The sequence below is a fragment of the Streptomyces collinus genome, assembly GCF_031348265.1.
Taxonomy (GTDB): domain Bacteria; phylum Actinomycetota; class Actinomycetes; order Streptomycetales; family Streptomycetaceae; genus Streptomyces; species Streptomyces collinus.
Genome location: NZ_CP133771.1, coordinates 3,690,770 through 3,717,151 on the forward strand (window position 1 = coordinate 3,690,770; position 26,382 = coordinate 3,717,151).

At 71.6% G+C, this 26,382-nt stretch carries 23 protein-coding genes; 12 read left to right on the forward strand and 11 right to left on the reverse strand.

From position 1 onward, the window contains the following. Positions 1–20 precede the first annotated feature (20 nt). Together glp and galU are read right to left on the reverse strand one after the other, a co-directional pair. Entirely contained in the window at positions 21–1,361 is a 1,341-nt protein-coding gene (gene glp / locus RFN52_RS16560) for a molybdotransferase-like divisome protein Glp (RefSeq protein WP_184847291.1), read from the reverse strand. 4 nt (positions 1,362–1,365) lie between these two features. Next, a complete protein-coding gene (gene galU / locus RFN52_RS16565) occupies positions 1,366–2,292 on the reverse strand; it encodes a UTP--glucose-1-phosphate uridylyltransferase GalU (protein ID WP_184847293.1) in 927 nt (308 codons plus the stop codon). A 168-nt stretch (positions 2,293–2,460) separates the two neighbouring features. Between galU and RFN52_RS16570 the strand changes: the two genes are divergently transcribed. Continuing rightward, positions 2,461–3,009, forward strand: coding sequence for a 5-formyltetrahydrofolate cyclo-ligase (locus tag RFN52_RS16570; protein ID WP_374050160.1), 549 nt, complete (start codon positions 2,461–2,463; stop codon positions 3,007–3,009). 50 nt (positions 3,010–3,059) lie between these two features. On the opposite strand, the gene RFN52_RS16575 is transcribed toward RFN52_RS16570, so the two are convergent. Beyond that, a complete protein-coding gene (locus tag RFN52_RS16575; protein ID WP_184847297.1) occupies positions 3,060–5,894 on the reverse strand; it encodes a penicillin acylase family protein in 2,835 nt (944 codons plus the stop codon). Between the two features lie 238 nt (positions 5,895–6,132). Between RFN52_RS16575 and RFN52_RS16580 the strand changes: the two genes are divergently transcribed. The 6 genes from RFN52_RS16580 to mscL all read left to right on the forward strand — a co-directional run bounded on the left by RFN52_RS16580 (position 6,133) and on the right by mscL (position 11,987). After that, positions 6,133–7,662: a potassium/proton antiporter gene (locus tag RFN52_RS16580; RefSeq protein WP_184847299.1), complete on the forward strand. Its 1,530-nt coding sequence runs from the start codon at positions 6,133–6,135 to the stop codon at positions 7,660–7,662. Positions 7,663–7,927: 265 nt separating this feature from the next. Then, positions 7,928–9,220, forward strand: coding sequence for an MFS transporter (locus RFN52_RS16585; RefSeq protein ID WP_184847301.1), 1,293 nt, complete (start codon positions 7,928–7,930; stop codon positions 9,218–9,220). Between the two features lie 67 nt (positions 9,221–9,287). Next, complete coding sequence (locus RFN52_RS16590; RefSeq protein WP_184847303.1) at positions 9,288–9,608, forward strand: FmdB family zinc ribbon protein; 321 nt, start codon at positions 9,288–9,290, stop codon at positions 9,606–9,608. A gap of 79 nt (positions 9,609–9,687) precedes the next feature. Then, on the forward strand, positions 9,688–10,548 hold the full coding sequence (locus RFN52_RS16595; RefSeq protein ID WP_184847305.1) for an S-methyl-5'-thioadenosine phosphorylase: 861 nt from the start codon (positions 9,688–9,690) through the stop codon (positions 10,546–10,548). Between the two features lie 254 nt (positions 10,549–10,802). Then, a complete protein-coding gene (locus tag RFN52_RS16600; RefSeq protein ID WP_373308551.1) occupies positions 10,803–11,393 on the forward strand; it encodes a hypothetical protein in 591 nt (196 codons plus the stop codon). 135 nt (positions 11,394–11,528) lie between these two features. Next, the gene (gene mscL / locus RFN52_RS16605) at positions 11,529–11,987 is read left to right on the forward strand and encodes a large conductance mechanosensitive channel protein MscL (RefSeq protein WP_184847307.1); all 459 of its coding nucleotides are present in this window, start codon (positions 11,529–11,531) and stop codon (positions 11,985–11,987) included. Positions 11,988–11,997: 10 nt separating this feature from the next. Here the strand turns inward: mscL and RFN52_RS16610 are convergent, their stop codons facing one another. Continuing rightward, positions 11,998–12,177 (reverse strand): hypothetical protein, encoded by a 180-nt coding sequence (locus RFN52_RS16610; RefSeq protein ID WP_030845027.1) that lies wholly within the window; start codon positions 12,175–12,177, stop codon positions 11,998–12,000. A 56-nt stretch (positions 12,178–12,233) separates the two neighbouring features. On the opposite strand from RFN52_RS16610, the gene RFN52_RS16615 reads away from it, so the two are divergent. The 4 genes from RFN52_RS16615 to RFN52_RS16630 all read left to right on the forward strand — a co-directional run bounded on the left by RFN52_RS16615 (position 12,234) and on the right by RFN52_RS16630 (position 16,950). Beyond that, on the forward strand, positions 12,234–13,466 hold the full coding sequence (locus RFN52_RS16615) for a low temperature requirement protein A (RefSeq protein ID WP_184847309.1): 1,233 nt from the start codon (positions 12,234–12,236) through the stop codon (positions 13,464–13,466). 147 nt (positions 13,467–13,613) lie between these two features. Next, a complete protein-coding gene (locus tag RFN52_RS16620; RefSeq protein ID WP_184847311.1) occupies positions 13,614–14,642 on the forward strand; it encodes a P1 family peptidase in 1,029 nt (342 codons plus the stop codon). A 165-nt stretch (positions 14,643–14,807) separates the two neighbouring features. Further along, a complete protein-coding gene (locus RFN52_RS16625) occupies positions 14,808–16,025 on the forward strand; it encodes a L,D-transpeptidase (protein WP_184847313.1) in 1,218 nt (405 codons plus the stop codon). A gap of 178 nt (positions 16,026–16,203) precedes the next feature. Next, positions 16,204–16,950: a DUF6227 family protein gene (locus RFN52_RS16630; RefSeq protein ID WP_184847315.1), complete on the forward strand. Its 747-nt coding sequence runs from the start codon at positions 16,204–16,206 to the stop codon at positions 16,948–16,950. A 50-nt stretch (positions 16,951–17,000) separates the two neighbouring features. Here RFN52_RS16630 and RFN52_RS16635 read toward each other — a convergent pair whose 3' ends face one another. From RFN52_RS16635 to RFN52_RS16655, 5 genes are all read right to left on the reverse strand, one after another. Next, a complete protein-coding gene (locus RFN52_RS16635) occupies positions 17,001–17,159 on the reverse strand; it encodes a hypothetical protein (protein WP_184847317.1) in 159 nt (52 codons plus the stop codon). A gap of 117 nt (positions 17,160–17,276) precedes the next feature. Next, positions 17,277–19,334, reverse strand: a complete 2,058-nt coding sequence (locus RFN52_RS16640) for a PTS fructose transporter subunit IIABC (protein ID WP_184847319.1) — start codon at positions 19,332–19,334, stop codon at positions 17,277–17,279. 154 nt (positions 19,335–19,488) lie between these two features. Then, a complete protein-coding gene (pfkB, locus tag RFN52_RS16645) occupies positions 19,489–20,436 on the reverse strand; it encodes a 1-phosphofructokinase (protein WP_184847321.1) in 948 nt (315 codons plus the stop codon). After that, positions 20,433–21,194: a DeoR/GlpR family DNA-binding transcription regulator gene (locus RFN52_RS16650; RefSeq protein ID WP_184847323.1), complete on the reverse strand. Its 762-nt coding sequence runs from the start codon at positions 21,192–21,194 to the stop codon at positions 20,433–20,435. The genes pfkB and RFN52_RS16650 overlap by 4 nt, the downstream gene beginning before the upstream one ends. A 175-nt stretch (positions 21,195–21,369) precedes the next feature. Next, on the reverse strand, positions 21,370–22,875 hold the full coding sequence (locus RFN52_RS16655; RefSeq protein WP_184847325.1) for an MFS transporter: 1,506 nt from the start codon (positions 22,873–22,875) through the stop codon (positions 21,370–21,372). Between the two features lie 63 nt (positions 22,876–22,938). On the opposite strand from RFN52_RS16655, the gene RFN52_RS16660 reads away from it, so the two are divergent. Continuing rightward, a complete protein-coding gene (locus RFN52_RS16660) occupies positions 22,939–23,922 on the forward strand; it encodes a helix-turn-helix transcriptional regulator (RefSeq protein ID WP_184847327.1) in 984 nt (327 codons plus the stop codon). Between the two features lie 9 nt (positions 23,923–23,931). Here RFN52_RS16660 and RFN52_RS16665 read toward each other — a convergent pair whose 3' ends face one another. Next, on the reverse strand, positions 23,932–24,645 hold the full coding sequence (locus tag RFN52_RS16665; RefSeq protein ID WP_311240968.1) for a TetR/AcrR family transcriptional regulator: 714 nt from the start codon (positions 24,643–24,645) through the stop codon (positions 23,932–23,934). A 555-nt stretch (positions 24,646–25,200) separates the two neighbouring features. Next, the gene (locus RFN52_RS16670) at positions 25,201–26,199 is read right to left on the reverse strand and encodes a sigma-70 family RNA polymerase sigma factor (protein ID WP_033314571.1); all 999 of its coding nucleotides are present in this window, start codon (positions 26,197–26,199) and stop codon (positions 25,201–25,203) included. Positions 26,200–26,382 lie beyond the last annotated feature (183 nt).

A 26,382-nucleotide genomic window follows, 5' to 3' on the forward strand; every position in this document is an offset into this window, starting at 1 on the left:
ACGGTACCCCCAACCAGCGGCTATCCGCCGAGCAGGACCACCTCGACCTCGGTGCCCGGCTCGACGGACTCGGTGTCCTCGGGGACGGCGATCAGGGCGTCCGCGTGGGCGAGGGCGGCGACCAGGTGGGATCCGGCGCCGCCGACCGGGGTGACCTCGCCGTCGGCGTAGGTGGCGCGCAGGAACTGGCGGCGGCCCTTCGGTGAGGTCAGCGCCTTCTCCGCGGCCAGGGTCGCCCGGGTCGTGGGGCGGTGGACGTCCTCCAGGCCCATGAGGGTGCGGATCGCGGGGCGGACGAAGAGTTCGAAGGAGACGTACGACGACACCGGGTTGCCGGGCAGGGCCAGCAGCGGGGTGTGGTCGGGGCCGATGGAGCCGAAGCCCTGGGGCTTGCCGGGCTGCATGGCGAGCTTGCGGAAGTCGATGCCGCTGCCGGGCTCGTCCTCGTCGCCGACGTGCGACAGCGCCTCCTTGACCACGTCGTACGCGCCGACGCTCACGCCGCCCGTGGTGACCATCAGATCGGCGCGGACCAGCTGGTCCTCGATGGTGGAGCGCAGGGTCTCGGCGTCGTCGGCGACGGCGCCCACGCGGTAGGCGATGGCGCCGGCGTCGCGGGCGGCGGCGGTGAGGGCGAAGCTGTTGGAGTCGTAGATCTGACCGGTGCCCAGTTCCGTGTCGGGCTGGACGAGTTCGCTGCCGGTGGAGAGCACCACCACGCGCGGGCGCGGGCGGACCCGGACGGTGCCGCGGCCGATCGCGGCGAGCAGGGCGATCTGGGGCGGCCCGAGGACGGTGCCGGCCTCCAGGGCGCGGTCGCCGGCTTTCACGTCGCTGCCCTTGGCACGCACGTGCGCGCGGGCCTCGGCCGGGCGGTACACGTGCACGTGCCCGGTGGCGCCCTCGGGGCCGAGGCTGCGGGCGCGCATGCCGCGCACCGGGCCCTCGCCGAGCCCGCCGTCGGTCCACTCGACGGGCACGACCGTCTCGGCGCCCGGCGGCAGTGGGGCGCCGGTCATGATGCGGGCGGCCTGGCCGGGGCCCACGTGCAGCAGTTCGGCCTGGCCCGCGGCGACGTCCCCGACGACCTCCAGGGCCGCCGGGAACTCCTCGCTCGCGCCCGCGATGTCCGCGACCCGTACCGCGTAGCCGTCCATCGAGCTGTTGTCGAAGGGCGGCAGGGACACCGGCACCGTGATGTCCTCGACGAGGACACAGCCCTGGGCGTCGAGCAGGTGCAGCTCGATCGGCTCCAGGGGCCGGACGGTGGCGAGGATGTCCTCCAGGTGTTCGTCCACCGACCACAGGTGGTCGGGGCCGAAGTGGTCCTGGCCGGTGACGTGGGGCGCGGCGCTGCTCAACGGACTACATCTCCTCGGCTACGTAACTGCGAAGCCAGGTCCGGAAGTCCGGGCCCAGGTCTTCACGTTCGCATGCGAGTCGGACAATGGCACGCAGGTAGTCGCCGCGGTCGCCGGTGTCATAGCGGCGGCCCTTGAAGACGACGCCGTGCACGGGGCCGCCGGTCTTCTCCTCGGCGGTAGCCGCTGATGTATACGTCTCGGCGAGCTGCTGGAGGGCGTCGGTGAGCTGGATCTCGCCGCCGCGGCCGGGCTCGGTCCGGCGCAGTATCTCGAAGATGTGCGGGTCGAGGACGTAGCGGCCGATGATGGCGTAGTTGGACGGGGCGTCGGCCGGGTCGGGCTTCTCGACCAGGCCGCTGATCTGGACGACGTCGCTGTCCTCGGTGGTCTCCACGGCCGCGCAGCCGTAGAGGTGGATCTGCTCCGGGGCGACCTCCATGAGCGCGATGACGCTGCCGCCGCGCTGCTCCTGGACCTCGACCATGCGCTGCAGCAGGGGGTCGCGGGGGTCGATCAGGTCGTCGCCGAGGAGGACGGCGAAGGGCTCGTCACCCACGTGCGGGGCGGCGCACAGGACGGCGTGGCCGAGGCCCTTGGGGTCGCCCTGGCGGACGTAGTGCATGGTCGCGAGGTCACTGGACTCCTGCACCTTGGCGAGACGGCTGGCGTCGCCCTTCTTCTGGAGGGCCGACTCCAGCTCGTAGTTGCGGTCGAAGTGGTCCTCCAGGGGGCGCTTGTTGCGGCCCGTCACCATGAGGACGTCGTCGAGACCCGCGGCGACGGCCTCCTCGACCACGTACTGGATCGCGGGCTTGTCCACGACCGGCAGCATCTCCTTGGGAGTGGCTTTGGTGGCCGGCAGGAACCGGGTGCCGAGGCCTGCTGCGGGAATGACAGCCTTGCTGATCCGAGGGTGCAACTGAGTCATGTCGGCCACCCTATCCGGTGCCTTTGGATGGAATCTGCGGCTCCGGTTCATAGGCGCTCATATGAGCGTATTGCCATAGTTCGGGAGCAACCATTGAGGCCTATCGCACGTCCGGGCGAGCCTGACAAGCGGAGTTTGCGGCGCGAGATCCTCGCGGTGAGGAACAGGTTGACGGCGGATGACCTGCGGGAAACGTCGGCAGCGCTGGCCGGGCGGGCGCTGGAGCTGCCCGAGTTGGCGCGGGCCGGGACGGTGGCCGCGTACGTCTCGGTGGGGAGCGAACCCGGGACGCTCGCGCTCCTGGACGCGCTGCGCGCCCGGGGCGTGCGCGTGCTGCTGCCGGCCCTGCTGCCCGACAACGACCTGGACTGGGGCCCGTACGAGGGCGAGGGCTCCCTGGCGCGGGTGCAACACGGCAGCAGGATGGCCCTCTTCGAACCCGCCGGCGAGCGCCTCGGACCCGACGGCGTGACCACCGCCGACGCCGTGCTGCTGCCCGGCCTCGCGGTGGACGCGCGCGGGATGCGGCTCGGCCGGGGCGGCGGCTCCTACGACCGGGTCCTGGCACGGCTGGAGCGGGCGGGGGCGTATCCCGCCCTGGTGGTGCTGCTGTACGACTCCGAGGTCGTCGGGCGCGTCCCCGCCGAGCCGCACGACCGGCCGGTGGACGCGGTGGTGACACCGGCGGGGGTGCGACGCTTCCGGCCGGGGTCCTGACGCCGAAGGGCCCTCCACCCGTACGCGTGGAGGGCCCTTCGTTCACCGGTTCACGGTCTCAGCACCAGCTTGTCGGCCGTGCTCTTCTCGACCGCCTGGTCCGAGAAGGACCAGTCCAGCAGTTCGCCGGCGGCCCACTTGTCGGTCTGGTCGACGTAGTGCGCGTTGTAGGCGTGCCCGGAGGCGCCGGTGAGGTTGATCCACTTCGACTTGTCGAGGTCGCCGAGGTTCACCACCATCCGCATGGACGGCACCCACACCACCCCGTAGCCGCCGGCCGCGTTCCAGCCGGTCGCGTTGACCGTGGCCTCGCCGCCGCCGAGCTCCCATGGGCCGCGGTTGAGGGCGTACTGGAGGAAACCGGGGCCCGCGGTGCCGAGGGTCTGGTTCTTCAGGAACAGGCGGTGCAGCCGGCCCCAGCTCCAGGAGTCGATGTCCTTGCCGAGCTTGGCGGTCAGCTCCCAGCGGGCGTCGATCATGGCCCGCTTGAACAGCTGGTCGCGGTTGTGGGCGGCGGGACGGGTGCGCACCTCGGGGGTCGTCCACCAGTCGCTGTCCGGCTGGTTCATGAGCTTGCGCACCACCTCGAACCAGCGGTCGCCGCCGTCCGGCTGCGCCTGGTCGGGGTCGCGCTGGCCGCACTCGCGGACCTTCCGGGCCTCGTCGGCCGGGCCGGTGGTGTTGACCGGATCGACCCACAGGCACTGGCCCTTGGGCCGCAGCTCCTTGGGCAGCTTGTTGCCGAAGGCGAGCTTGAGGACGTTGCGCCACACCGCGTTGAAGTAGGCCGCCGCCGCGGAGTCGGCGTCCTGGGTGTAGTCCCAGCCCTCCAGGAGCTTCTGCGCCTCGCGGACGTCCTTGTTCCCGGGGTCGATCTTCAGCAGCGTGGGCACCAGCAGCCGGGCGATCTCGCTGCTGTTGTCCAGCTGCATCTGGCGCATGTCGTCCGTGGAGATCTTGCCGCCGTCCTTGATCTTCGACTGGATCAGGTCGGTGATCCGCTGGCTGCGCGCGCCGTAGCCCCAGTCCGCGGTGAGCGTGTAAGGGTACTTGCCCGGGTCGATCACGGCCTGGTTGGCGGTGACGATGTAGCCGCGCTCCGGGTCGTACTCGTAGGGCAGCGCGTCCTGCGGGATGTAGCCGCTCCAGCGGTACTTCGGGTCCCAGCCCGGCGCCGGGATGGAGCCGTCGTCGCCCTTCTGGCGCAGCGGGATCTTCCCCGGCAGCGTGTAGCCGATGTGGTTCTCGGTGTCGGCGTAGATCAGGTTCTGCGAGGGCACCTCGAACTGCGCGGCGGCCTTGCGGAAGTCGGTCCAGTTCTTCGCCTTGTTCATGGCGAAGACGGCGTCCATGGTGGTGCCGGGCTGCAGGGCGGTCCAGCGCAGCGCCACGCCGTAGCCGTCGCCTCTGTCGGGTGCGGCGGTGTCGACGGTGGCCTTCCTGCCGACCTTGACGAGCTCCTCGTCGCGGTCGGACAGCAGGGGCCCGTTGTTGGTCTCGCGGACGACGATCTTCTTCGGCGAGCCGCCGGCGACCTTGATGGTCTCCTCGCGGGTCTCGAAGGGCTTGACCTTGCCGTCGTAGAGGTAGCCGTTGCCGGTGATCTTCTCCAGGTAGAGGTCCGTGACGTCCACGCCGGAGTTGGTCATGCCCCAGGAGATGTTCTGGTTATGGCCGATTATCACGCCCGGCATGCCGGCGAAGGTGTAGCCGCTGACGTCGTACTGGCACGCGCCGGAGACGCTGCGGCAGTGCAGGCCCATCTGGTACCAGACGGACGGCAGGGAGGGCGACAGGTGCGGGTCGTTGGCCAGCAGCGGCTTGCCGGTGATGGTGTGCTCCCCGCCGACGACCCAGGAGTTGGAGCCGATGCCGTCGCCGTTCACGCCGACGGCCGGAGGGAGGTCGTCCAGGACGTTGGTGAGGCCGCCGAGCTGGCTGTCCAGGCCTGCGGTGCCCGAGGCGCCGGAGGCGGTGCCGCCCGCGCCGGAGGCCGTGCCCGAGCCGGTGCCCTGGGTGCCCGCGGTTCCGGCGGAGGCTCCCGCGGTGCCGCCGGTGCCGTTCGCGCCGGACGTACCGCTCGTGCCGGACGTGCCGCCCTGCTCGAACGCCCCCGTCAGCTCGTCGTACTGGCCCTCCTGGACGATCGCCTTGTTCCGGCCGTACGGGTACTGCGGGTACAGGTCGGCGATCTGCTTCGGGCCGAGGCGGCTGGTGAGCAGGGCGCGGTCGATCTCGTCCTGCATGTTGCCGCGCAGGTCCCAGGCCATCGCCTTCAGCCAGGAGATCGAGTCGACCGGGGTCCACTTCTGCGGCATGTAGTCGTTGGTGAAGCCCAGCGCCGCGTACTCCAGGGAGATGTCCTCGCCGTCCTTGCCCTGGAGGTAGGAGTTGACTCCCTCGGCGTAGGCCTGGAGGTACTTCTTCGTGGTGGCCGACAGCTTGGTGTCGTACTCCTGCTTGGCGACCCGGTCCCAGCCGAGGGTGCGCAGGAACTCGTCGTTGTCGACCTGGCTCTTGCCGAACATCTCCGACAGCCGTCCGGCGGCCATGTGGCGACGGACGTCCATCTCGTAGAACCGGTCCTGCGCCTGGACGTAGCCCTGCGCCATGAACAGGTCCGCGTCGGAGGAGGCGTAGATCTGCGGGATGCCGTAATGGTCGCGCTTGACCTCGACGGGGCCCGAGAGGCCCTTCAGTGTGAGGGTGCCCTTGGTCTGCGGGAAGGAGGCCCGGACGGTACTGATGGACCAGTACGACCCATAGGCCACGCCCCCGACGAGGGCCAGCACCAGGACGAGCACGATAAGTCGGGCTTTGCGCCCCTTTCTCCTGCCGGACTTGCCGGGCTGCTGACCCGTGGAGGCGGTGGTGTTGGGGGGCATCGCTGTCCTTGCTGTCCTAACGCGAGCGGCAGGTTCGGCTGTGCTTTTAACTGAGCGCTGGAGCAACGATAGGCGCAGGGCCTTGCGCCCCTTGACGCGGAGTCGGGAACCGGCACGGACGGACGTTCGATCTTGCCTCAAGAAGTGTCAAGAAATCGTCAAGAGTTAGGTAAGGTAACGAAGTAGTTGGCGCGGTGCGCCACAGCTTCATGTGCGATGTACGTGAGCCCACGCGCGCGTGCGTGCGGGCCAGGGAAGGATTCAGCCGCTGACTGTTCACCACCTCAACCAGCTCCTGCTCGTCTGCTCGCTCGTCCTGCTCGTTGCCGTCGCAGCGGTACGGATCTCCTCGCGCAGCGGGCTCCCCAGCCTGCTCGTGTACCTGGGGATCGGCGTCGCCATGGGCCAGGACGGCGTGGGCGACATCCACTTCGACAACGCCGAACTGACCCAGGTCATCGGATACGCGGCCCTGGTCGTGATCCTGGCCGAGGGTGGTCTGGGCACGAAGTGGAAGGAGATCAAACCGGCCCTGCCCGCCGCCACGGCACTGGCGCTGGCCGGTGTCGCGGTGAGCGTCGGGGTGACGGCTTCGGCCGCGCACTATCTGATCGGGCTGGAGTGGCGGCAGGCGCTCATCATCGGGGCGGTCGTCTCCTCGACGGACGCGGCGGCCGTGTTCTCCGTGCTGCGCAAGATCCCCCTGCCCGCGCGCGTGACGGGCACGCTGGAGGCGGAGTCGGGCTTCAACGACGCCCCGGTGGTCATCCTCGTGGTGTCCCTGTCCACGGCAGGGCCGGTCGAGCACTGGTACTCGCTGCTGGGCGTGATCCTGCTGGAGCTGGCCATCGGCGCGGCCATCGGTCTCGCGGTGGGCTGGCTGGGCTCCTGGGGGCTCAGGCACGTGGCGCTGCCCGCGTCCGGCCTCTACCCGATCGCCGTCATGGCGATCGCCGTGGTGGCGTACGCGGCGGGCGCGCTGGCCCACGGCAGCGGCTTCCTCGCGGTGTACCTCGCCGCGATGGTGATGGGCAACGCGCGACTGCCGCACTGGCCGGCCACCCGCGGGTTCGCCGACGGACTCGGCTGGATGGCCCAGATCGGCATGTTCGTCCTGCTCGGCCTGCTGGTCACGCCGCACGAGCTGGGCGACGACATCGTGCCCGCGCTGGTCATCGGGCTGGTGCTGACCATGGTGGCGCGACCGCTCAGCGTGGTGCTCTGCCTGTCGCCGTTCCGGGTGCCGTGGCAGGAGCAGGCCCTGATGTCCTGGGCGGGGCTGCGCGGGGCCGTGCCCATCATCCTGGCGACCATCCCCATGGTCCAGGGCGTCGACGCCAGCCGGCGGATCTTCAACATCGTCTTCGTGCTGGTCGTCGTCTACACCCTGGTCCAGGGCCCGACGCTGCCCTGGCTGGGCCGCAAGCTGCACCTGGGGGACGGTTCGGAGGCCGCCGACCTCGGCATCGAGTCCGCCCCGCTGGAGCGGCTGCGCGGCCATCTGCTGTCCGTGGCGATCCCCGGCGAATCCAAGATGCACGGGGTGGAGGTGGCCGAGCTGCGGCTGCCGCACGGCGCGGCCGTGACGCTCATCGTGCGCGGAGGTGAATCGTTCGTCCCGCTGCCGACGACGATATTGCAGCGCGGAGACGAGCTCCTCGTGGTCGCCACGGACCCCGTCCGGGACGCGACCGAGAGCCGACTGCGGGCCGTGGGGCACGGCGGCAAGCTCGCCGGCTGGCTGGGCACGGACGGGGCGACCCGTTGAGGGCGTTTTGCGCGGTTTTGGATTTGTAGGGCGTACAGGGTCATGGTGCTCACTTTCACAGGAGCGCAGCCCTTGATCCCTGTACGATGAAGGCGTTACCCAGATCGAACCAACTCTGCCTGACGCAGAGCTGGCGCGACCGTATGGCGGTCGGGACACCCCTCCTCACCGGGCCCCGGCATCTACCGCAGTTCCGCGCAAGAGGACAGCTCTCGGCGCCGCCCGCTACGGGGCCGCGCTACCAGGCGGCAGAAAGGCACGGGCCGTGGTGTCCACGGTCACCTCGAAGGCGTCGGAGAACCCGACGGCTTCCGCCCGCCCGGGATACGGCCGGCTGCTGCGCACCCGCGGCGCCTGGACGTTCCTGCTCCCCGGCTTCGCGGCACGCCAGCCGTTCGCGATGCTGACCATCTCCATCGTGCTGCTGGTACAGCACACCACCGGCTCCTACGGAGCGGCGGGCGCCGCCGCGGCCGTCACCGGTGTCTCCATGGCCCTGTTCGCGCCCTACAGCGGCCGTCTCGCCGACCGCTACGGACAGCGCGCCGTGCTGGTCCCCGGAGTGCTGCTGCACGCGGTGTCCGGTCTGACGCTGACCGCGCTCGCGCTGCTGGACGCTCCCCTGTGGGCGGTGTTCGCGGCGGCCGTCCCGACCGGCGCCTCGGTGCCGCAGGTCGGCCCGATGGTGCGGGCCCGCTGGGGCGTGAAGCTCAAGGACTCGCCGCTGATGACCACCGCGGCGGCCTTCGAGTCCGTCACGGACGAACTGACCTTCGTGGTCGGACCGCTGCTGGCCACCGCCCTGTGCACGGCCGTCGACCCGGCCGCCGGACTGGTCACGGAAGCCACGCTGACCCTGGTCGGAGGCCTGCTGTTCGCCGCGCAGAAGGGCACGCAGCCCTCCGTCGCCACCGGCGGGCACGCGCGCGTGGAGCACGCTTCGGCGCTGCGCGTCCCCGGGGTGCGGGTACTGATCGTGACCTTCCTGGGCATCGGCACGGTCTTCGGCGGCATGCAGGTCTCCCTGGCCGCGTTCACCGAGTCGATCGGCGAACCGGGCCTGAACGGCGTCCTCTACGGCGTCTTCGCCGCGGGCAACATGCTCTCCGGCGTGGTCTGCGGCGCGATCGCCTGGAAGGCGGCCCCGCAGCGGCGCCTGGTCATCGGCTACGCGGCGCTCGCCCTGGCCGCGTCCGGCCTGTGGGCCGCCCACTCCGTGCCGGTCCTCGCCGGCCTGGGTCTGCTGGTCGGCATGTGCATCGCGCCCGCCCTGATCACCGGCTACACCTTGGTCGACAGCCTGGTCCCGGCCGGTGCCCGCACCGAGGCCTTCACCTGGCTGACCGGAGCGGTGGCGCTCGGCCAGGCCGCCGCCGTCACCGTCGCCGGACAGCTGGAGGACCGCTTCTGGTCGGGCGCCGGTTTCCTGGTGCCGACGGGCGGCACGGTCCTGGCCCTGGCGACCCTCCTGGCCCTGCGCTCCCGGCTGGCGGCGCGGGCGGGCGGCCGGACCGTCGCACGTGGCGTGGGTCACCGCGTGCCGGTGGCAGTGGACTGAGCGGCCGGAATACGTCACTATGGATCGTCGTTAGCACTCATCGAGTGAGAGTGCCAGGAGGAAGACAGTGCCGACCTACCAGTACCAGTGCACCGAGTGCGGCGAAGGCCTCGAGGCGGTGCAGAAGTTCACCGACGACGCCCTCACCGAGTGCCCCGACTGCAAGGGCCGCCTGAAGAAGGTGTTCTCGGCGGTCGGCATCGTCTTCAAGGGCTCCGGCTTCTACCGGAACGACAGCCGCGGCTCCTCGTCGAGCAGCTCCCCGGCCGCGAAGTCGTCGAGCACCTCGTCCTCGGGCTCGTCGTCCTCCGACTCCGGCTCGTCGAGCTCCGGCTCGAGCTCGACATCGAGCACCAGCAGCTCCTCCAGCAGCACCACCGCCGCGTAAGGCCTGATTCCTACGGGACCCTGCCGCCCTCCCGGGCGACGGGGTCCTCGGCGTTTCCGCATGCCGTTAGGGTGCGGGCATGGCGAACAAGGCGAACGTGACGGACCAGGAAGGCGCCGGGATCGGCGTCATCGGCGGCTCGGGGTTCTACTCCTTCCTCGACGACGTGACCGAGATCCAGGTCGACACCCCGTACGGGCCGCCCAGCGACTCCCTCTACCTCGGTGACGTCGCCGGCCGGCGGGTCGCCTTCCTGCCGCGGCACGGCCGGGGCCACCACCTGCCGCCGCACCGGATCAACTACCGGGCCAACCTGTGGGCCCTGCGCTCGGTCGGCGTGCGCCAGGTCCTGGCCCCGTGCGCCGTGGGCGGACTGCGCCCCGAGTACGGGCCGGGCACGCTGCTCGTGCCGGACCAGCTGGTCGACCGCACCAAGTCCCGCACGGGCACCTACTTCGACGGGCTGCCCCTGCCCGACGGCTCCGTGCCGAACGTGGTGCACGTGTCGCTGGCCGACCCCTACTGCCCCGCGGGGCGGGCCGTCGCACTGAAGGCGGCACGCGGCCGGGACTGGGAGCCGGTGGACGGCGGCACGCTGGTCGTGGTCGAGGGGCCGCGCTTCTCGACCCGTGCGGAGTCGCTGTGGCACCAGGCGCAGGGCTGGTCGGTGGTGGGCATGACCGGCCACCCCGAGGCGGCGCTCGCCCGGGAGCTGGAGCTCTGCTACACGTCGCTGACCCTGGTCACCGACCTCGACGCGGGCGCCGAGACGGGCGAGGGCGTCTCGCACGACGAGGTGCTGCGGGTGTTCGCGGCGAATGTGGACCGGCTGCGGGGGGTGCTGTTCGACGCGGTGGCCGGGCTGCCCGCGGAGGCTGAGCGGGACTGTTTGTGTGTGAGTGCGCTGGGTGGTATGGATCCGGGGTTTGTGCTGCCGTAGGGGGCGGTTTGCTTGCGCAGGGGGCGGTTTGCTGGCGCAGGGGGCGGTTTGCTTGCGCAGGGGGCGGCTTGCGTAGGGGGCGGCTTGCGTAGGGGGCCGGGGGATCGACTTGCCGTGGGGGAACCCGGAGGTTGCCGTTCGGGTGAGGGAGTTGTCCACAGGTCGGCGGTGGGTCCACAGGCCTGAGCGGGCGGTGGCGCGAGGCCCCATCGTGGGGTGCGCAAGCCGGTCCCTCGTCGCAGGTGGTGGTCTCCGTGTCCCTCGCTCGTTCCTCGGCCGTACCCTCGTCTCCCTCCTGGTCGCTCGCCTCCTGCCCGCCCGGGGCGGAGGTGCCCGCGACCCGTGAGGTGCCGCGGTTCGATCCGGTACGGGTGCGCGGCGGGCACCGGTCCGGCCGGCTCGTCCGGCACCGGCGGCGGGCCGTGGCCGTGGGGCTCGCGGTCACCGCCACGGCACTCGTGGCGGCGGGCCCGCGCGAGACCGACGGGGCCCGTGGCCATCCCGGGGCGCGGCCTCCCGCGCAGACGGCCCCGGTGTCCGGGGAGCATCCCGCGCACACGCGCCGTACCGCGGGCTCGGTGACGGCCCCGGTCCGGATCGCCGACGCGGCCACGGTACGGCTGCTGCGGCCCGGCGACCGGGTCGACGTCATCGCCGCCGAGGGGGCGGTGCCGGGCGGGGACGCCCGGGTGGTCGCGCGCGGGGCCAGGGTGACGAAGGTGCCGGAGCCGGTGGAGGGCGCGGGGGACAGCGGGGCGCTGGTCGTGCTGTCGGTGCCGCGGGCCACCGCCGCCCGGCTGGCCGGCGCGAGTGCCACCGGACGGCTGGCGGTGACCCTGTGGTGATTGCGTGCATGATCTCGTCAAGGCCCTCGTTCAAGGGACCTGGTTGCCCGGTTCGGCCCAACGGTGACGTAGGTTGCGGAGCGTTTTGTTCCACAAGCTGCTCTACAAGCTGCTCGTACGATGAGAGGCCCCCAGGTGAGCGAGAAGAAGGAGCCGAGTGTCTTGGAGGGCTTCCGGGCCTTCCTGATGCGCGGGAACGTCGTCGATCTGGCGGTGGCGGTGGTGATCGGTGCCGCCTTCACCAACATCGTCAACGCCGTGGTGAAGGGGATCATCAACCCGGTCGTCGGCGCCATCGGTACCAAGAACCTCGACCACTACAGCTCATGCCTGAGCTCGACCTGCGAGGGCGAGCAGGGCATCCAGATCCTGTGGGGTTCCGTCCTCGGTGCCGCCCTGAGCTTCGTGATCACCGCGGCGGTCGTCTACTTCCTGATGGTCCTGCCCATGGCGAAGTACCTCGCCCGGCAGGAGGCCCGCCGGAAGGCGAAGGAGGACACGCAGGAGGTCCTCGAGGTCACCGAGCTGGAGGTCCTGAAGGAGATCCGGGACGCCCTGGTCGCCCAGCGCGGCTCGGGGCAGGACCGGGAGTAGCGCGACGGCTTCAGAGGTGGTGGGGCGGCTTCTCGTCAAGGAAGCGCTTGAGGTCCGCCGCACTGCCGCCGGAATCGGTGCGCTCGCCCCAGCCGCGGTCGGTGTCGTCGGAGGACTGCTGGTCGAGCGGGTCGTCGAAGACCAGCGCGGGCTTCGGCTCGCGCGGCTCGGGGCCGGGGACGGTACTCATGCAACCAGGGTACGGTCGCGGAGAAATTCCCCGTGCCTTCTGCTCTGCTGGGACGCATGACGTCCAGCCCCACTCCCCCGCCCGTCCCCTCGCGCGCGCACGGCAGCAGGGGAGCGCTGCGCAGGCTTCGGGCCCGTGGCCGCGACGAGGCGCACCGGACGGCCTCGCCGCTGGAGCTCTTCTTCGACCTGTGCTTCGTCGTGGCCGTCGCCCAGGCGGGCATCGAGCTGGTGCACTCCGTCGCCGAGGGGCACGCGGGCCAAGGCATCCTCGACTACGCGATGGTGTTCTTCGCCCTGTGGTGGGCGTGGATGAACTTCACCTGGTTCGCCTCGGCGTACGACAACGACGACGTCCTCTACCGGGTCGTCACGCTGGTGCAGATCGCCGGTGTGCTGGTCCTCGCGGCGGGAGTCTCGCGGGCGTTCGAGGACCACGAGTACCTCGTGGTCTGGCTCGGGTACGCGATCATGCGGGTGGCCATGGCGGCGCAGTGGCTGCGGGCGGCCCGCGCCGCCGAGGGCCCGGAGCGCACGACGGCCCTGCGTTACGCCGGCGGCGTGCTGGCGTGCCAGGTCGGCTGGCTGGGGCTGCTGTTCCTGCCCGAGGGGGCCCGGCCCTGGTGGTTCCTGGTGATGGCGCTGCTGGAGATGTGCGTGCCACTCTTCGCGGAGAGGGACCACTCCACGTCCTGGCATCCCCGTCACATCGCGGAGCGGTACGGGCTGTTCACCATCATCGTGCTCGGCGAGACGATCGCGGCGGCCACGATCGCGGTGAAGTCCGGCATCGACGAGAACGACGCGCTGGGCGAGCTCCTCCCCATCGCGGCGGGCGGGCTGCTGGTCATCTTCGCCGCGTGGTGGATCTACTTCGTGGTGCCCATCCACGGCCATCTGCGGACCAACCGCCAGGCGTTCCTGTGGGGCTACGGCCACTACCTGGTCTTCGCCTCGGCGGCGGCGATCGGGGCCGGGCTGGAGGTGGCGGTGGAGCAGACGGTCGGGGAGGCGCACGTCTCCACGCTGGCGGCGTCGGCCGCGGTGACGCTGCCGACGGCCCTGTACCTGCTCACGGTGTGGGCCCTGCACTCGCGCCACTTCAAACGGGGCATCACCCAGCAGCTGGTGCTGCCGACGACGGCCCTGCTGGTGATCTGCTGCACGTTCCTGGGGCACTGGGCGGTGTTCGCGGCGGGAGTGGTCTGCGCCCTGTCGGTGGCGGCCGGAGAGACCCTGGCCACGCGCCGGACCGCGCGGGAGAGCGGGCCGGCGACGCGGACCGGGTGAGGGCCTCCACGATCCGGTCCACGAGCGGGTCCGCGATCCGGTCCACGAGCGGGTCCGCGATCCGATCCGGGTGTAGGTCAACCGGCTGACGCGGCAGCCACCGGCCGGTACGCCCGCCGGGCCGGGCGGCGGACGAGACTGGGCCCCATGACAGTTGACGCACTGACGGATGTCACCGGCCTGCGTGTGGGACACGCGACGCGCACCGGCGACGGTTGGCTCACCGGCACCACGGTCGTGCTCGCCCCGGAGGGCGGGGCCGTGGCCGCCGTGGACGTGCGGGGCGGCGGGCCCGGCACCAAGGAGACGGACGCGCTGGATCCGCGCAACGTGGTGCGGAAGGTGGAGGCGGTCGTGCTGACCGGCGGCAGCGCCTACGGGCTCGACGCCGCGTCGGGGGTGATGGCCTGGCTGGAGGAGCGTGGGCGCGGGATCCGTGTCGGGCCGGAAGCAGGGCAGGTCGTGCCGGTGGTGCCCGCCGCCTGCGTCTTCGATCTGGGGCGGGGCGGTGACTTCCGGGCCCGGCCGGACGCGGCGACCGGCCGGGCCGCGGTCGAGGCCGCCGCGGCGAGCGAGCTCGGCGCGCCGGTGCCCCAGGGGTGCGTCGGGGCGGGCACGGGAGCGGTGGCCGGGGTGGTGAAGGGCGGTATCGGCAGCGCGAGCACGGTGCTCGGCTCGGGGATCACGGTGGCCTCGCTGGTCGTGGCCAACGCGGCGGGATCGGCGGTGGATCCGGAAACGGGGGTGCTGTACGGGGAGTTGTTCGAGGGGCGGGTGGAGTACCCGGCGGAGGAGGTGCACGCGCGGGCGCGGCGGCGCCTCGCCGAGACGGCCGCGAGGAACACGTCGCCCCCGCTCAACACGACGCTCGCGGTGGTCGCCACGGACGCGGACCTGTCCAAGGCGCAGGCGCAGAAGCTGGCCGGCACGGCGCACGACGGCATCGCCCGTGCGGTGCGTCCGGTGCATCTCCTCAACGACGGGGACACGGTGTTCGCGCTGGCGACGGGCGGCCGGGCCCTGGACGCCGCGAACCCGCTCGCCCTGAACGAGATCCTCGCGGCGGGCGCGGACATGGTGACGCGCGCGATCGTCCGGGCCGTGCGGGCGGCGCACCCGGTGGACGGTCCGGGCGGGGCGTGGCCGTCGTACGGGGAGCTGTACGCGGAGGGCTGAACAGGCCTGCGGGCACAGCGGATTCACAGCCGACCCGGAATTTGTCGCGGTTCTGTCACGTGACGGCCCTCATGGGGAACGGACGGAACCCGACCGGCTCCCCGGCCCCTCTTCCCTCACGTACTGGAGCGGATCACGCAACATCACACGAACTGGGAGCAGCCCGTGACAACGCCGAACATTTCAGCGCGGCGCACTCTGGGGGCCTGTGCCGCCCTGATGGTCGGCGCCCTGACGCTCACCGCCTGCGGGGGCAGCGCCAACGCCAAGGACGACGGGAAGGGTGGCAAGGGCGACCCGAAGACGTCGGTCGCGAAGATCGCCATCTCGGCGAAGGACGGTTCGACCGGCGCGTCCATCAACGCGACCGGCGTGAAGGTCAGCGACGGGAAGCTGACCGAGGTGAAGATGACCGTGGCGGGCAGCGGGCAGACCGTTGCGGGTTCGGTCTCCGGCGACGGCAAGGTGTGGAAGCCGAAGGAACAGCTGGAGCGCGGGACGAAGTACCAGATATCGGCGACCGCCAAGGACGCGGACGGCCGGACGGCCGCGGCCAACTCCATCTTCACGACGGTGACGTCGTCGAACAGCTTCATCGGGACGTACACGCCGGACAACGGCACGACGGTCGGCGTGGGCATGCCGGTGTCGTTCACCTTCGACAAGGCCATCACCGACCGGAAGGCCGTGCAGTCGCACATCACGGTCTCCTCCAGCAGCGGGCAGAAGGTCGTCGGGCACTGGTTCAACGGGCAGCGGCTCGACTTCCGTCCCGAGGACTACTGGAAGGCCGGCTCCAAGGTCACGATGAAGATCGACCTGGACGGGGTCGAGGGGGCGAACGGCGTCTACGGCGTGCAGAAGAAGACGGTCACCTTCACGGTGGGCCGTTCACAGGTCTCCACGGTCGACGTCAACACCCAGACCATGACGGTCGTGCGGGACGGCAAGACCGTCAAGTCGATCCCGATCTCGGCGGGCAGCCCGGAGCACACCACGTACAACGGGCAGATGGTGATCTCCGAGAAGTTCGTGCAGACCCGGATGAACAGCCGGACGGTCGGGCTGGGCGGGGAGTACGACATCCCGGACGTGCCGCACGCGATGCGTCTGACGACGTCGGGCACGTTCATCCACGGCAACTACTGGTACAACAAGGGCAACCCGCCCTTCGGCCGTCAGGGCACCAGCCACGGCTGCGTGGGTCTCGCCGACGTCCAGGGCGCGGGCGGCAGCACTCCGGCCAAGTGGTTCTACGACAACTCCCTCGTCGGGGACGTGGTGATCGTGAAGAACTCCCCCGACAAGACGGTGGCGCCGGACAACGGGCTCAACGGCTGGAACATGGCGTGGAGCCAGTGGGTCGCGGGCAGCGCCTCCTGACCACCTGAAAGACCACTCAGCTGGGGTTTTTGACGGACCGACCGGGCCGCGCGGGAACTTTTCGCGCGGCCCGCGCGTTTTCCAGGACGTACGTTTTCTCGGTTCCCGGACATGATGTCCGACCGAGGGGCTACCGTATGCACCCACAAGGTGACATGCAGCAACGCCGGGAGAAACCTTGAGCGTTCCGTACGAGACGGCAGCGTACGAACCCCACGACTCGCCCGAGACTCCGGAGGAGCACCTCGCGCGACTCCTCGGCCGCGCCCTGAACTCCTTCGAGCTACCGGACGAGACGATAAGGCGCCTGGACTGCGCGCTGGCGCACGACGGTTCGCTGCACTCCGCGCACCACAGCGCGGGCCTGCACCGGGAGACGTACCGGCACACGTGGCTGCTCGCCGACGGTTCCGCGCTCACGCTCTGGGAGCTCGTCCACAACACCGCGCCGGGCAGCGACCCGCATCACGAGGTGTACGTCGACGAGGAGGAGCTGCGCGCCGCCACCCTGCGGCTGCCGCTGCCGCCGGACACCCCGGACTTCGAACTGCCGGTGACGGTACAGCTGTCACCGGTCCCCGCTCCCCGGCACGCGTACGCCGCGGAGAACTCCGCGGACCACGCGCGCCGTTTACTGCGCCGGGCGGAGAACACGGACCGGCCGGGCGCGGACACGGCGGCCCTGCTGGCCACGGCGTCGGGGCACCAGATCACCCAGGCCTTCGGCCGCCCGTGCCGGGCGGGCCGGGCGGGCCTTGGCTTCTCGCTCTACGAGCACGCGTTCCTGCTGCGCGACGGCGAGGAGGTCTCCCTCTGGGAGGTCGAGCACACGGCGACGCCGGACGGGCGGCACATGTGCGAGGTGTACGCCAGCGAGGACGCGGCGCGCGAGGCGATGGAGCGGCGGGCTTCGCAACTCTCCTGAAGCAGAACCGTCTTGAGGCAGACCGCCTCTTGCCAGACGTCTCTGTCGCCCTAGACGTCTCTGTCGCCGAGGTGGCGCACCAGCTCGGCGAAGGCGGCTCTCTCCTCGGTGGTCAGCTCCACGGACTCCGACCGGGGGCCCGTCTGCCGCTGTTGCGGGAGGGCGGGGAGCGGGTGGCCTTCGGGCCATCGGGAGACGTGCTCAGGCATGCGCCCCAGTAGACACCACGGCCCGGGACTTCGGTCCCGGGCCGTGACTTTCGTGATCTATCTCGCAGGTGGCATGAACGGTTCACACGCCTCGAAAGGGGCGAACCTCCAGCCGTTTCACGCCGCGACGGGCTGCTTCGTCTCCGCTGCCCGGGCCGCGCCGCCCTCGCCGGAGGCCGGCGCGGCACCCTCGACCGGCTTGCGCAGGCCCTTGAGGACGATCACCAGGGCCGTCGTGACGCAGACGCCCGCGGCGATGGCGATCAGGTAGAGGAACGCGTTGCCGATCAGCGGGACCACGAAGATGCCGCCGTGCGGGGCGCGCAGGGTGGCGCCGAAGGCCATCGACAGGGCACCGGTGACCGCGCCGCCGGCCATGGAGGCCGGGATGACGCGCAGCGGGTCGGCCGCGGCGAACGGGATCGCGCCCTCGGAGATGAAGGAGGCGCCGAGCACCCAGGCGGCCTTGCCGTTCTCGCGCTCGGTCTGGGTGAAGAGCTTGCCGCGCACGGTCGTCGCCAGGGCCATGGCCAGCGGCGGGACCATGCCGGCCGCCATCACCGCGGCCATGATCTTCATCGCCGAGTCGCTGGGGCTGGCCACCGCGATGCCGGCCGTGGCGAAGGTGTAGGCGACCTTGTTGACGGGGCCGCCGAGGTCGAAGCACATCATCAGGCCGAGGAGGGTGCCGAGCAGGATCGCGTTGCTGCCGGACAGGCCGTTCAGCCAGTCGGTCATGCCCTTCTGGGCCTCGGCGATGGGCTTGCCGATGACGACGAACATCAGGAACCCGACGATCGCCGAGGAGATCAGCGGGATCACCACCACCGGCATGATGCCGCGCAGCGCCGCCGGGACGTTCACCTTCTGGATCGCCATCACCACGCCACCGGCGATCAGACCGGCCGCCAGGCCGCCGAGGAAGCCGGCGTTGATGTTGGACGCGATCATGCCGCCGACGAACCCGGGGACGATGCCGGGCCGGTCGGCCATGCCGTAGGCGATGTAGCCGGCCAGGACCGGGACGAGGAAGCCGAAGGCGACGCCGCCGATCTGGAAGAGCAGGGCGGCCCAGCTGTCGGCCTGGGTCCACAGGAAGTGGTCCATCACCGACGGGGCCTTGTCGACCTCGTAGCCGCCGATCGCGAACCCGAGGGCGATCAGCAGACCGCCCGCGGCGACGAACGGCACCATGTAACTGACGCCGGACATCAGCCACTTGCGCAGCTTGGTGCCGTAGCCCTCGCCGGAGTCGCCCGCGCGGTCCACCGGGGAGGACGGCGCGGAACCGGAGGTGACCTCGCCGCGCGCGGCCTTCTCACGGACCTCGGCGATGAGTTCGGCGGGGCGGTTGATGCCCGCCTTCACACCGACGTCGACGGTGGCCTTGCCGGCGAACCGCTCCTTCTCCCGTACGGGCACGTCGTGGGCGAAGATCACGGCGTCGGCCGCCGCGATGACCTGCGGGTCGAGCCGGGTGAAACCGGCCGAGCCCTGGGGCTCGACGGTGAGTTCCACGCCCGCCTCGCGGCCGGCGTTCTCCAGGGACTCGGCCGCCATGTAGGTGTGGGCGATGCCGGTGGGGCAGGAGGTGACGGCGACGATGCGGAACGGCCGCTCCGGGGAGGGCTCTTCGGCGGCGGTGTCGTCGTCGGTGACCGTGGCGGCGGCGGGAGAGGCCGCTCCCGCCGACGCCACGGTGTCTTCGGAACCCGCCGGGGCGGGTGCGTCCGGCTCGTCGCCGCGGATCAGGGCCGCCGCGGCCGGCGCGTCGCCCACCGCGCGCAGGGCGTCGGTGAACTCGCTGTTCATCAGCTGCCGGGCCAGCGAGGACAGGATCGTCAGATGGGCGTCGTCCGCACCGGCCGGCGCGGCGATCAGGAAGATCAGGTCGGCGGGGCCGTCCGCAGCGCCGAAGTCGATGCCGGAGGCGCTGCGTCCGAAGGCGAGCGTCGGCTCGGTGACGTGCGCGCTGCGGCAGTGCGGGATGCCGATGCCGCCGTCGAGGCCGGTCGGCATCTGGGCCTCGCGGGCTGCCACGTCGGCGAGGAAGCCGTCCAGGTCGGTCACCCGGCCCAGGGCCACCATGCGCTCGGCGAGGGCTCGCGCCGCCGCTTCCTTGGTGTCGGCGGACAGGTCGAGGTCGACCAGGTCCGCCGTGATCATGTCGCTCATCGCGGGCTCCTTAGCACGCGTATCGCCCGGTGGGAGGGGTGGGCGGGGAGGGGGACGGGGGTGCGGTGGGGGGTGACGGGGAGGGGGGCGGGGCCGGTGGGTAACGGGGAGGGGGCCCGCCGCTCGCGCGTCGGTCCGCGCTGCTCGTCGTACGTCATGACACCGGCTCCTTCAGCACACGGTCGGCCGGGACCTCGGCGGTGACCGTCACCGCCGCCGGGTCCAGGTCGCTCGGTGTCGGCATGACGCTGCCGGGGAGCTGGACGGCCGCCGCGCCGTGGGCGACCGCGGAGGCGAGGGCCTCGGGGCCGTTGCCTCCGGCGATCAGAAAGCCGGCGAGGGAGGAGTCGCCGGCGCCCACGTTGCTGCGGACCGCGGCCACCCGGGCGCTGCCGAACCAGGCGCCCTCGTCGGAGACGAGCAGCTGCCCGTCGGCGCCGAGGCTCGCGAGAACGGCCCGGGCGCCCATCTCGCGCAGTTCCTCGGCGGCCTTGATCGCGTCGCCGACGGTGGCGAGGGGACGGCCGACGGCTCCGGCGAGTTCCTCGGCGTTCGGCTTGACCACGTCCGGCCGCTCGCGCAGGGCGGCGAGGAGCGCGGGCCCGGAGGTGTCCAGGGCGATCCGGACCCCGGCGGCGTGCGCGCGGGCGACCAGCTCGGCGTACCAGGAGGGGGCGAGACCGCGGGGGAGGCTGCCGCAGCAGGCGATCCAGGAGGCGTCGCGGGACTGCCGGCGCACGGTCTCCAGGAGCAGTTCCCGTTCGGCGCCGGAGAGTTCGGGCCCGGGGGCGTTGATCTTCGTCAGGACGCCGTCGGACTCGGCGAGGGCGATGTTGGAGCGGGTGGCCCCGGCGACGGGAACGGGCGCGACCTCGATGCCCTGCTGGTCGAGCAGGTCGGCGACGAGGGCGCCCGGGGCGCCGCCCAGGGGCAGGACCGCCACCGTGCGCTGCCCCGCCGCGGCGACGGCGCGCGAGACGTTCACGCCCTTGCCGCCCGGGTCCATCCGCTCGCCGGTGGCGCGGATGACCTCGCCGCGGTCGAGGGACGGCACCTCGTAGGTGCGGTCCAGGGACGGGTTGGGGGTGACGGTGAGGATCATGCGCGCACTACTTCCGTACCGCCGCGCTCGATCGCGACGGCGTCTTCGGGGCTCAGCCCGCTGTCGGTGATCAGCAGGTCCACATCGCTCAGGTCGCCGAAGCGGGCGAAGTGCTCCTGGCCGTGCTTGGTGGAGTCGGCGAGCAGCACCACCCGGCGGGCGGCGGCCACGGCCGCGCGCTTCACGGCGGCTTCGGCGAGGTCGGGCGTGGTCAGACCGTGCTCGGCGGAGAAGCCGTTGGCGGCCACGAACAGCACGTCGGCGCGGATCTCGCCGTATGCCCTGAGCGCCCAGGCGTCCACGGCGGCGCGGGTGCGGTGCCGTACGCGCCCTCCGACGAGGTGGAGCTGGATGCCGGGGTGGTCGGCGAGGCGGGCCGCGATGGGGAGGCTGTGCGTGACGACGGTGAGGGAGGCCTCCAGCGGGAGGGCGGCGGCCACCTTGGCCACCGTCGTCCCGGCGTCGAGGATGACCGTGCCCTCACCGGGCAGTTCCGCGAGAGCGGCCTTGGCGATGCCGTCCTTCTCGTCGGCGGCGGTCGTCTCGCGTTCGGCGAGGTCCGGCTCGAAGTCGAGGCGCCCGGCCGGGATGGCCCCGCCGTGCACCCGGCGGACCAGTCCGGCGCGGTCGAGGGCCTTCAGATCCCGGCGGATCGTCTCCGCCGTCACCTGGAACTCCTCGGCCAGCGACACGACATCCACTCGGCCGCCGTCACGGGCGAGCCGGAGGATCTCCTGCTGCCGCTCCGGTGCGTACATGTCCGTTCGCCTCCGCCTCATGCCCGAACGTGTGGTTTCAGCGGGAGGCTACGCCGAGATTTCCGCAAAGTAAACAGGTTCGGACCCAATCGGGCATGACCGGAAAGGTCCAGCGGCAACGGGAGCGGACACGCGAACGGGCCCGGCACCGAGGTGCCGGGCCCGTTTCCCGCGGTCAGGCCAGCGCCGGTTCCTTCTCCGCGACCGGTGCCTGCTCGCCCTCCACATGCTGCGCGGGCCGCTTCGGCAGCGCGAACATCAGCAGGAAGATGGCGCCCATCACCCCGGCGACCCAGCCGAGCGCGTTCTGGAAGGCGTCCGCGAAGGCCGGACCGACCTGCTCCGGCCGCAGATGGTCGGAGATCGTGCCGAAGAACACCACCGACACCAGGCCGAGCCCCAGCGCGTTGCCCATCTGCTGCACGGTGTTGATCAGGCCGGACGCCGAACCGGCGTGCTCGCGCGGCACCTCCGAGAGGATCGCGTCGGTCAGCGGCGCGACGATCAGGCCCATGCCCACGCCCATGACGACGAGCGGGAGCGCCATCTGCCAGGGCGCTATGTCCAGGCCGTAGTGCCCGGACTCCCAGATGTAGAGGAGCACTCCGGCGCCCATCACCAGCGCGCCCGCCTGGAGCACCTTGCGGCCGAAGCGCGGCACCAGCTTCTGCACCGACATCCCGGCCGCCACCGACACGGCGATCGAGAACGGCACCCCGGTCAGCCCGGCCTTCAGCGGGCTCCAGCCCAGCCCGAACTGCATGTACAGCGTCCACACCAGGAAGAACACGCCGAGCGCGACCCCGAAGACGGTCTGCACGGCGATCCCGGCCGCGAAGCTCTTGACCTTGAACAGCGACAGCTCGACCAGCGGGGAGCCGTCCCGCGCGGCCTTGCGCTTCTCGTACGCCACCAGCGCCGCGAGGACGACGAGCGAGCCGGCCATCGAGACGTACCCCCACACCGGCCAGTCCAGCTCGCGGCCGCGGATGAGAGGGTAGAGCAACATCAGCAGGCCCAGCGTCACCAGCGCGACGCCCACCAGGTCCAGCTTCAGGGCGCGCGGCGCCTTCGACTCGCTGATGAAACGGCTGCCGAGGATCAGGCCGGCGACACCCACCGGCAGGTTGATCAGGAAGATCGACCGCCACTCCCAGCCGAACAGATTCCACTCGGTCAGCAGTGCGCCCAGCAGCGGACCGGACACGGCCCCGAGGCCGACGACCGCGCCGAACAGCCCGAACACCTTGCCCCGTTCGTGCGCGGGGAAGGTGGCGTGCACGATCGACAGCACCTGCGGCACCATCAGCGCCGCCATGCCGCCCTGCAGGAACCGCGAGGCGACCAGCATCTCCGGGTTCACCGCGAGACCGCAGAGCGCGGAGGCGACCGTGAACCCGCCGATCCCGACGAGGAAGATCCGCTTGCGCCCGTGGATGTCACCGAGCCGTCCGCCGGTGATCAGCCCGGCAGCGAAGGCGAGGGCGTAACCGGCGGTGATCCACTGGATCTGGCTGAAGGACGCGCCCGCCTCCCGCTGGATCGAGGGGATGGCGATGTTGACGATCGTCACGTCGACGAGATCCATGAAGGCCGCGGTCATCACGATCGCGAGGGCGAACCAGCGCCGGCGGTCGGTCCCGCCGCCCGCCGTGCCGAGGGTGGTGTCGGTGGAGTTCATGGGTTCGACGTTAGACCCCCAATAGGTCAGGTCATGTCCTAATGGTGCGGCATGCTCTTCGGTATGACGACGGACACTCCGGCTCGGCTTCTGACCCTCCTCTCCCTCCTCCAGACGCCCCGTGAATGGCCCGGCGGCGAGCTCTCCGAGCGGCTCGGGGTCTCCCGCCGCACGGTCCGGCGGGACATCGACCGGCTGCGTGAGCTGGGCTACCCCGTGCAGGCGACCAAGGGCGCCGACGGCGGCTACCGGCTGGTCGCCGGCAAGGCCATGCCGCCGCTCGTGCTCGACGACGAGGAGGCCGTGGCCATCGCGGTCGGGCTGCGCGCCGGGGCCGGGCACGCGGTGGAGGGCCTCGACGAGGCCTCGGTACGGGCGCTGGCCAAGCTGGAGCAGGTCCTGCCGGGCCGGCTGCGCCACCGCGTGACCACCCTCCAGGCCGCGACCACCCCGTTGACCAGCGGGGACGGGCCGAGCATCGCGCCCGAGACGCTGACCGTCATGGCCTCGACGGTGGCCGGGCACGAACGGCTCCGGTTCGCCTATCGGGCCGCCGACGGCACCGAGTCGCGGCGCCTGACGGAGCCGTACCGGCTGGTGTCGACGGGCCGCCGCTGGTATCTCGTGGCGTACGACATCGACCGCGACGACTGGCGCACGTTCCGCGTCGACCGGGTCGACGAGCCGTTCGCCACGGGCGCCCGGTTCGCACCGCGCGAACTGCCGACGGGGAGCGCGGCCGAGTACCTGCGGCGCTCGATGCAACGGCAGCAGCCGTCCTACGACTTCGACGTCACGTTCGCCGCACCGGCCCACTTCGTCGCCGCCCGGGTGCCCCACTGGCTGGGCACGCCCGAGCCGTTGGACGACGGCAGCTGCCGGCTGCGGGGGTCCGCCGGGGACGTAGTGCAGTGGGTGGCGCTCCGGCTGGCGATGCTGGAGTGCGACTTCGTGGTGCACGAACCTGCGGAACTCGTCACAGCAGTCAGGGAGTTGGGGGCACGGCTGAGCAGGGCGGCCGGCGGACGGGTCGCGGGCGGGGCGTGAGCCGTCGCGTCACGGCCCCCAGGGGAAGTCCCGCAGGGCCGCGAGATTGCGCAGGGCGAGTTCCGCCGGACCGTCCGCGCCCTCTACGGGCCCGTCCCCCGCGGCCCAGGCCTCCAGCGCGGCACGGACGGCGGCGCTCGCCACGGCGGCGGCGAAGCGCAGCTCTGGGGTGGCCGCGGGTGGCTCACCCGCGGCGGCAACGTTGTCGCCGCCCCCGGGCACCGCGGTCACGCCGGACGTCCCGGGTGTGCCTGCACGTGTCACCCGTTCCGCCAGCACCTCCCCCAGCAGCCGCTCGGACGCCTGGCACACCTCCGCCCACACCCTGCGCAGGGACGGGGTCGTCTCGGCCAGGCGCAGCAGCGCGCGGATCCACTCCCAGGACGACGCCGAGACGCCGACGCCCGGGGTGAGGGTGTGGCGCACCCCCTGCTCCAGGGCCCGCAGGACCCCGGCCTCGGCGGGAGCGGCACGCACTGCCTCCACCCAGCGCTGGGCGCCCGCCGCGTAGAGCGGGGCGACGGCCTCCTCCTTGGTGGCGAAGTACCGGTAGAAGGTGCGCGGGGCGATCCCCGCGGCCTGGGCGATGTCCTCCGCGCGGGTGGCGCGCAGGCCGTGCCGTACGAAGAGGCCGGCCGCCGCCCGGGCGATCTCCATACGTGTCTCGGCCTTCCGCCGCTCGGTCAGCGTGGGCGAAGGCGGGGTCGGGGTGGTGCTGCTCACGCCCGGCAGGCTATGCCCATGTGACACAATCTGCCATCTGGCGGGCCACCCCGTGGTTCAGGTACGGGGTGCCCCGCCCTCCAGAAAGAGAGCCGGGCCCCGACGTCCGGGGGGAAGGACGCCGAAGCCCGGCTTCGGGGAAAGTCCCGGCGCCGGGGGGAGTGCGACGGGACGTGGCTGTCGGGGTCAGGGGGTGTGACCCGGGTCCGAACTGGTGGACCCAGAAGTCTTGTTCCCTGAGTCCGCGGATTGAAGCGGCGTTACAACGCCATGTTTGCGCGGTCTTTCGCCACCCGGCGTACGCGGTGCCCGCCGGGCGCACACGGTCCGTCACCCACTGGCGGTGGGAACGAGTCGTACGCCCGGATGCTCATCGCGCACCGCGCTCACCGGTCTCGCGCCGCCCGGCGAAGCGGTGTTGCCCGCCCGGTCTCGCGCCGCCCGCGCGAAGGGGCGTTGCCCGACCGGTCTCGCGCCCCCTGGCGAAGGGGCGTTGCTCCACCGGTTTCGCGCCGCCCCGGCGCAGGGCCGTTGCTCGGCCGCGCGGGCCGGGCGTCACGCCGCCGCGTCGAACCCGGTGCTGCGAGCCAGCTTCTTCAGCTCCAGCAGCGCGTGCTTCTCGATCTGGCGGATGCGCTCGCGGGTCAGGCCGTGCTCCTTGCCGACCTCGGTCAGCGTGCGCTCCCGGCCGTCCTCGATGCCGTAGCGCATCTTGATGATGGAGGCCGTGCGCTGGTCGAGGCGGCCGATCAGGTCGTCGAGCTCCTCGCTGCGCAGCAGGGTGAGGACCGACTGCTCGGGCGACACCGCCGAGGTGTCCTCCAGGAGGTCGCCGAACTGGGTCTCGCCCTCGTCGTCCACCGACATGTTCAGCGAGACCGGGTCGCGGGCCCAGTCCAGGACGTCGGTGACACGCTCCGGGTTGGAGCCGAGCTCGGCGGCGATCTCCGCGGGCTCCGGGTCCCGGCCGTGCTCGCGGTTGAACTCGCGCTGCACACGGCGGATCCGGCCGAGCTCCTCCACGAGGTGGACGGGCAGGCGGATCGTACGGGACTGGTCGGCTATCGACCGGGTGATGGCCTGGCGGATCCACCACGTGGCGTACGTGGAGAACTTGAAGCCCTTGCGGTAGTCGAACTTCTCGACCGCGCGCACCAGGCCGGCGTTGCCCTCCTGGATCAGGTCCAGCAGCGGCAGCCCGCTGCGGGGGTAGCGGCGGGCGACGGCGACGACCAGACGCAGGTTGGAGCGGATGAAGACGTCCTTGGCGCGCTCGCTCGCGTCGACCAGGGCCCGCAGTTCCTCGGGCGAGGCGCCGGCCTTGTTCTCCTCCAGGCCGTCGAGGATCTGCTGTGCGAACACACCCGCTTCGATGATCTGCGACAGCTCGACCTCCTTGGCGGCGTCGAGCAGCGGTGTGCGCGCTATCTCGTCGAGGTACATGCCGACCAGGTCGCGGTCGGCGATCTCGCCGCCATGGGCGCGAACACTGCTTGCCGCGTCGGCCGTCTCGCCGGTGGCGGACTGACGACGGGCGACGGCACGGGTTGCCATGCGAGCTCCCTTGCGATGGTGAGGTCAGCGGGTGGTCCTTCGGACGCTGGACTCCGTCTTCCGGGACTCTCCGGACTCTCCTCGGGTGCCCTGCATCCGATGGAAACAACGACTGGAATCAGGACAGAATTCCCAACCCGGCCCCCGATTTTTCTGATCATGCAGTACCCTGTCCGGCCACTC

Bases quoted from the DNA above. Each gene is read 5' to 3' on its own strand.
- galU (WP_184847293.1), bottom strand. From the start codon at position 2,292: ATGACTCAGTTGCACCCTCGGATCAGCAAGGCTGTCATTCCCGCAGCA.
- RFN52_RS16575 (WP_184847297.1), bottom strand. From the start codon at position 5,894: ATGCCCCCCAACACCACCGCCTCCACGGGTCAGCAGCCCGGCAAGTCC.
- RFN52_RS16595 (WP_184847305.1), top strand. From the start codon at position 9,688: ATGGCGAACAAGGCGAACGTGACGGACCAGGAAGGCGCCGGGATCGGC.
- RFN52_RS16610 (WP_030845027.1), bottom strand. From the start codon at position 12,177: ATGAGTACCGTCCCCGGCCCCGAGCCGCGCGAGCCGAAGCCCGCGCTG.
- RFN52_RS16615 (WP_184847309.1), top strand. From the start codon at position 12,234: ATGACGTCCAGCCCCACTCCCCCGCCCGTCCCCTCGCGCGCGCACGGC.
- RFN52_RS16620 (WP_184847311.1), top strand. From the start codon at position 13,614: ATGACAGTTGACGCACTGACGGATGTCACCGGCCTGCGTGTGGGACAC.
- RFN52_RS16635 (WP_184847317.1), bottom strand. From the start codon at position 17,159: ATGCCTGAGCACGTCTCCCGATGGCCCGAAGGCCACCCGCTCCCCGCC.
- RFN52_RS16640 (WP_184847319.1), bottom strand. From the start codon at position 19,334: ATGAGCGACATGATCACGGCGGACCTGGTCGACCTCGACCTGTCCGCC.
- pfkB (WP_184847321.1), bottom strand. From the start codon at position 20,436: ATGATCCTCACCGTCACCCCCAACCCGTCCCTGGACCGCACCTACGAG.
- RFN52_RS16650 (WP_184847323.1), bottom strand. From the start codon at position 21,194: ATGTACGCACCGGAGCGGCAGCAGGAGATCCTCCGGCTCGCCCGTGAC.
- RFN52_RS16655 (WP_184847325.1), bottom strand. From the start codon at position 22,875: ATGAACTCCACCGACACCACCCTCGGCACGGCGGGCGGCGGGACCGAC.
- RFN52_RS16660 (WP_184847327.1), top strand. From the start codon at position 22,939: ATGACGACGGACACTCCGGCTCGGCTTCTGACCCTCCTCTCCCTCCTC.
- RFN52_RS16670 (WP_033314571.1), bottom strand. From the start codon at position 26,199: ATGGCAACCCGTGCCGTCGCCCGTCGTCAGTCCGCCACCGGCGAGACG.